The 5,474-nt window shown below is 74.1% G+C and carries 5 protein-coding genes; 1 reads left to right on the top strand and 4 read right to left on the bottom strand.

Going from position 1 to position 5,474, the window contains the following annotated elements; translation table 11 throughout:
- The coding region (locus tag ND748_RS24140; RefSeq protein WP_285902620.1) for an SbcC/MukB-like Walker B domain-containing protein at positions 1–1,124 on the top strand (1,124 nt) is incomplete at its 5' end.
- Positions 1,125–1,204: 80 nt separating this feature from the next.
- Here the strand turns inward: ND748_RS24140 and proB are convergent.
- From proB to rplU, 4 genes are all read right to left on the bottom strand, one after another.
- Positions 1,205–2,317 (bottom strand): glutamate 5-kinase, encoded by a 1,113-nt coding sequence (proB, locus tag ND748_RS24135; RefSeq protein WP_251748251.1) that lies wholly within the window; start codon positions 2,315–2,317, stop codon positions 1,205–1,207.
- A gap of 8 nt (positions 2,318–2,325) precedes the next feature.
- On the bottom strand, positions 2,326–3,966 hold the full coding sequence (gene obgE / locus ND748_RS24130) for a GTPase ObgE (RefSeq protein ID WP_251748249.1): 1,641 nt from the start codon (positions 3,964–3,966) through the stop codon (positions 2,326–2,328).
- 309 nt (positions 3,967–4,275) lie between these two features.
- On the bottom strand, positions 4,276–4,548 hold the full coding sequence (rpmA, locus tag ND748_RS24125; RefSeq protein ID WP_251748248.1) for a 50S ribosomal protein L27: 273 nt from the start codon (positions 4,546–4,548) through the stop codon (positions 4,276–4,278).
- A 5-nt stretch (positions 4,549–4,553) separates the two neighbouring features.
- A complete protein-coding gene (rplU, locus tag ND748_RS24120; RefSeq protein ID WP_041939020.1) occupies positions 4,554–4,871 on the bottom strand; it encodes a 50S ribosomal protein L21 in 318 nt (105 codons plus the stop codon).
- Positions 4,872–5,474 lie beyond the last annotated feature (603 nt).

Below are 5,474 nucleotides of genomic sequence, written 5' to 3'. Positions count from 1 at the left end.
CTGCCCGCCTGGCCGCGGCGCAGTCCAGCGAGCAGGCCGCCCGGCTGCGCGCTGCGCAGATGCACCGGCTGGCCGCGACCCGGCTCACCGCGGTACCCGCCGATCTGCACGACGCCGAGGCGCTGACCGCCCGGCTGGCCGCGGTGACGGCGCTCGCCGCCGACCAGGAGGCCACGCACACCGCGGAGCTGGCGGCCGAGCGGGCCCGCGCGGAGCACGTCCAGGCCGGCCTCACCGCACTCGATCTCGTCCGCCAGGCCGGCTTCACCGACCTGGACGATGCCGCCGACGCCGTCCGCGACGGAGACTGGCAGCACGGCGCCGAGCAGGAGGTCCAGGCCTACCGGGAGGAGTTCGCCGCGGTCGCCGCGGCACTGGCCGGCGACGATCTCGCCGTCGACCCCGAGACCACCGTGCCCCTCGCCGAGCACGAGGCGGCCGCCGAGGCGGCACGGCAGGTACACGAGGCGGCCGTCGCTTCGCTCGCGCGGGCGAGCGGACGGGCGGACGAACTCGCCGCCCTCCACACCACCTTCACCGCGGATCTCACCGCCCTGGGCCCCCTGCGCGCCGAGGCCGACGAGCTGCATCAGCTCGCCGAGCTCGCCGCGGGCCGCGGCGGCAACACCGAGGGCATGCCGCTGTCGAGCTTCGTGCTCGCGGCCCGGCTGGAGGAGGTGGCGGCCGCGGCGAGCCGGCGGTTCGCCGCGATGAGCGCGGGGCGCTTCACCCTCGTCCACGACACCGAGGAGCGGCGCGACCGGCGGCGGCGGGCGGGGCTGGGCCTGCTCGTCGAGGACGCGTGGACGGGCCGGCGACGCAACACCAGGACGCTGTCCGGCGGCGAGACCTTCCAGGCCGCGCTGTCGCTGGCCCTCGGGCTCGCCGACGTGGTGACCGCCGAGGCCGGCGGGCGCCGGATGGACGCACTGTTCATCGACGAGGGCTTCGGGACGCTGGATCCCGACAGCCTGGACGAGGTGATGACCGTCCTCGACGAGCTGCGCTCCGGCGGGCGGCTCGTCGGGGTCGTCAGCCACGTCGCCGACCTGCGCCAGCGCATCCCGAACCAGATTCGGGTCGTCAAGGGCACGAGCGGCAGCCGGGTCGAGACCACTCCCTGACCCGCCCCGCCGCCAGTGACCACCGCGGCCGTGCGGGGAGGGGGCAGGGGCCCGGGTCCGGGGGTCCGGGGGTCCGGGGGTCAGCGGGTCGGCAGCAGCAGGACGAGGTCGTCCCGGTGCACTACCTCCCGCTCGTAGGAGGGGCCGAGCTCGGCGGCGAGCTCGACGGTGGACCGCCCCAGCATCGCCGGCAGCTCCGCCGCGTCGAACGCCACCAGCCCCCTCGCCACCGGGCGCCCGTCGGGATCGACCAGATCCACCGGGTCGCCCGCCGCGAAATCGCCCTGGACGCCGGTGACCCCGGCGGGCAGCAACGACGCCCGCCGCCGCACGACGGCCGCGACGGCCCCGTCGTCCAGGCGCAGCAGCCCCTCCGGCGCGGTGGCGTGCGCCAGCCACAGCAGCCGGGAGGCCCGGCGGGGGCCGGTGGGATGGAACACCGTCCCGACCTCCTCGCCGCGCAGCGCGGGCGCGGCGTTGGCAGCCGAGGTGATGATCGCGGTGACGCCGCCGGACGCGGCCATGCGGGCAGCCTCGATCTTGGTGGCCATACCGCCGACGCCGACGCCGGCGGTACCCGTCCCGCGGGCGGTGAGCCCGGCGAGATCCGCGTCCGAGCGGACCTCGCGCAGCAGGTTCGCCGGCCCGTGGTGGGGGTTGGCGTCATAGAGGCCGTCCACGTCCGACAGCAGCACCAGCAGGTCGGCGGACACCAGATGGGCGACGATCGCGGCCAGGCGGTCGTTGTCGCCGACGCGGATCTCCTGGGTTGCCACCGCGTCGTTCTCGTTGACGATCGGCACGACGCCGAGTTCGAGGAGCCGGTCGAGCGCGGTACGCGCATTGCGGTAGTGGGTGCGGCGGATGACGTCGGTGGCGGTCAGCAGCACCTGGCCGACGCGGTAGCCGGCCCGGCCGAAGGCCGCGGCGTAGCTGTGCACCAGCGAGCTCTGCCCCACGCTGGCCGCGGCCTGCAGGGTGGCGAGGTCACGCGGCCGGCGGGCCAACCCCAGCGGGGCAAGACCGGCCGCGATCGCCCCGGAGGAGACGAGCACGAGCTGCCCGGCCCTGGGCAACAGCGCGGACACGAGCCCCTCCAGGCGGGCGACGTCGAGTCCGCCCGCCGCTGTCGTCAGCGAGGACGACCCGACCTTGACGACGACACGCTGCGCGTCGGCCACGAACGCCCGCATGTCGGCGCCTACGCGTCCGCGTCGGCGGCGCCGCCCGTCCGGGCGTCGGCGCCCGCGGCCTCGGGGGCGGAGTCGGAGTCGGCGAGGCGGGCACGCCGCGCCCGGGCCATCCGTTCGGCCCGGGTGAGCCGGACCGAGCTGCTGAGCCGGTCGTCGCTGCCACGGGGCCCCATGGACGCTGCCGCAGCCGTCCCGCGGCCGGCGGGACGCTGGGGCACGGTCGTCGGGACGCGGGGGTTGCGCTCCCCCGCCGCGACGGCCTGGTCGCCCGCGCCCTGCTCGTCGGCGCCGAGAAGATCCACGGCGGCGTCGCCGCCCACCGCTGCGCCGCCCAGAAGTCCGTCGCCCAGTCCACCGCCGCTCAGGGTCGGTTCCCAGTCGAAGGTGACGTCGCCGATCGTCACCTCGACGCCCGCGGTCGCGCCGAGGCGGGCGAGCTCCTTCTCCACCCCGAGCCGGGCGAGCCGGTCGGCGAGGAAGCCGATGGCCTCGTCATTGGTGAAGTCGGTCTGGCGCACCCACCGCTGCGGCTTCGCCCCGGAGATGAGGTAACCATCGCCGTTCGACGTCACGGTGAAGTCAGGCTCGTTCACCGCCCGCGGACGCAGGACGATGCGGGTCGCGGTCCGGCTCGGCGCCGCCGCCCGCAGCGCCGCGACCCGCTCCGCCAGCGCCAGCGACAGCGCGTGCACCCCGCGCCGGGTGGCGCTGCTCACCGCGAACACGTCGAGCCCACGGGCCTGCAGATCGGCGGTGACCAGGTCGGCGAGGTCGGCCGCGTCGGGCACGTCGATCTTGTTGAGGACGACGAGCCGGGGCCGATCGGACAGGTCGGCGGAATAGGCCGCGAGCTCGGCCTCGATGACGTCGAGATCGGACAGCGGGTCGCGTCCCGGTTCGAGGGTCGCGCAGTCCAGTACATGCACTATCAGCGAGCAGCGCTCGATGTGCCGGAGGAACTCCAGGCCCAGGCCGCGGCCCTCGCTTGCCCCGGGGATGAGGCCCGGCACATCCGCCACCGTGTACGGGAGGTGATCCCCCGCCTGGGCCACCCCGAGGTTGGGCACGAGGGTGGTGAACGGATAGTCGGCGATCTTGGGCTTCGCGGCGCTCAGCACCGACACCAGGGACGACTTGCCCGCGCTGGGAAATCCGACGAGCGCGACGTCGGCGACCGTCTTGAGTTCCAGGACGGCGTCGAGCAGCTCGCCGGGCTCACCGAGCTCGGCGAATCCGGGGGCCTTGCGGCGGGCGGAGGCCAGCGCCGCGTTCCCCCGGCCACCGCGGCCGCCCCGCGCGAGCACGAACGCGCTGCCCGCCCCGACCAGGTCGATGAGCTGCTCGCCGTCGTCGGTGAGGACGACCGTGCCGTCGGGCACGGGGAGGATCAGGTCCTCCCCGTCCGCGCCGCTACGGTTCGAGCCCTGGCCGGGACGACCGCGCGAGGCCCGCTGGTGCGGATGGAAGTGGAAGTCGAGCAGGGTGGTCACGCTCGGGTCCACGACGAGGCGGATGTCACCGCCGCGGCCGCCGTCACCGCCGTCCGGACCGCCCAGCGGCTTGAACTTCTCCCGGTGGATGGAGGCGCAGCCATGGCCACCGTCGCCGGCCGCTGCGTGCAACACCACCCGGTCGACGAAGGTCGGCATCGCTGCCCCTCTCCCCTGCTCCGTCTCGCACTGTCTGCGGGCCGCCGTCGGCCGGCGGCCCCACCTTGCTTGGTTGTGCGTTGTTCCGCTCGTAGGCCGTCCCGCTCGCACGCCCGGCTCACATCGCCGGGCGTTCTACATCCCGGCACCCCGAAGCGTCGCGCCGCGGCACATACATGCCAAAGCCGCGCGCACCGAACCCAGGCGGGATGATGCGCGCGGCTGTGTGCTTGGCACTGCCAGACGGCGAGCGCCGTGACGGCTGAGCCAGCCTGGCTCAGCCGGTCGGCATCACCCCGTCCGGTCGAGTCAGACGGTGGCGGGCTCCGCCACCTGCTCGACCACGTTGATGACGCGGCGGCCACGCCGGTGGCCGAACTGCACGTGGCCGGCCGACAGCGCGAACAGCGTGTCATCCTTGCCGCGGCCGACCAGCTCGCCGGGGTGGAAGTGGGTGCCGCGCTGGCGAACGATGATCTCGCCGGCCTTGACGAACTGGCCGCCGAAACGCTTCACTCCCAGCCGCTGGGCGTTGGAGTCCCGACCGTTGCGCGAGGAGCTCGCGCCCTTCTTATGCGCCATCTCGCTCAGGCCTTCCCGGTCTCGATGCCGGTCACCTTGAGACGCGTCAGCTTCTGGCGGTGACCCTGACGCTTGTGGTAGCCGGTCTTGTTCTTGAACTTGTGGATCCGGATCTTCGGACCCTTGACGACGCCGACCACCTCGGCGGTCACCTCGACGGACGCGAGCGCGCCAGCCTCGTGGGTGACCGAATCGCCGTCGACGAGCAGGAGCGCCGGAAGGTTGACGGCGGCGCCCGGCTTTCCGGAAAGGAGCTCGACGTCGACGACATCGCCGACGGCGACCCTGTGCTGCTTGCCGCCGCTGGCAACGACCGCGTACACCAGATCTCCCTGCTGTTGTTGAACCGCTCTGACCGCACGGAACCACGTTCCCCGCGGAGCTTTGGGTGCGCCTCCCGCCGCCGACGGCCGCACAGCAGCTGTCGAGCGGCTCCTCCGGTGGGCCGGGCCCAGTCCGGATGAACGCGCGGACTCCACCTTACAGGTCATCGCCGCGGGGGTGACGATCGGGAGCCGCGCCGGCGGTGCCGACGGGCTGGAGACGGATCGACGCCAGCCGGCGACGTCGAGGTTTCGGCCTGGGATCCGACCGGTTCCCAGGCGAGCCGGTCACCCTGGTCGCACCCCACCGTCACCCCGCGCGCGGGCCATATCTCTGGATGACCCGGACGGGCCATGGTGGAGCGGGCCGAGGAAGGAGAAGCATGGATCGTCCGCATGGCGCAGTTCCACGATGGATCGTGAGGCTTCGACGCCGGAGACAACATCGTGGAAGACGACGTCGCGTCGGGGGTGATGGGGATGGTCTGGCAACTGCTCGGCTGGTCCGCGGGTGCCGGGACCGCCCTGGCGCTCGCCGTCGCGTGCCGCCCAGCGGCCGAGGCGGCCCGCCGCCACGGCTCGGTTCCCGGCACGGTGCCGGCC

The organism is Frankia sp. AiPs1 (genome assembly GCF_023716945.1).
Lineage (GTDB): Bacteria > Actinomycetota > Actinomycetes > Frankiales > Frankiaceae > Frankia.
Note: the sequence above shows the minus strand (reverse complement) of the source record. Positions and strands in the feature narration are given on the sequence as shown.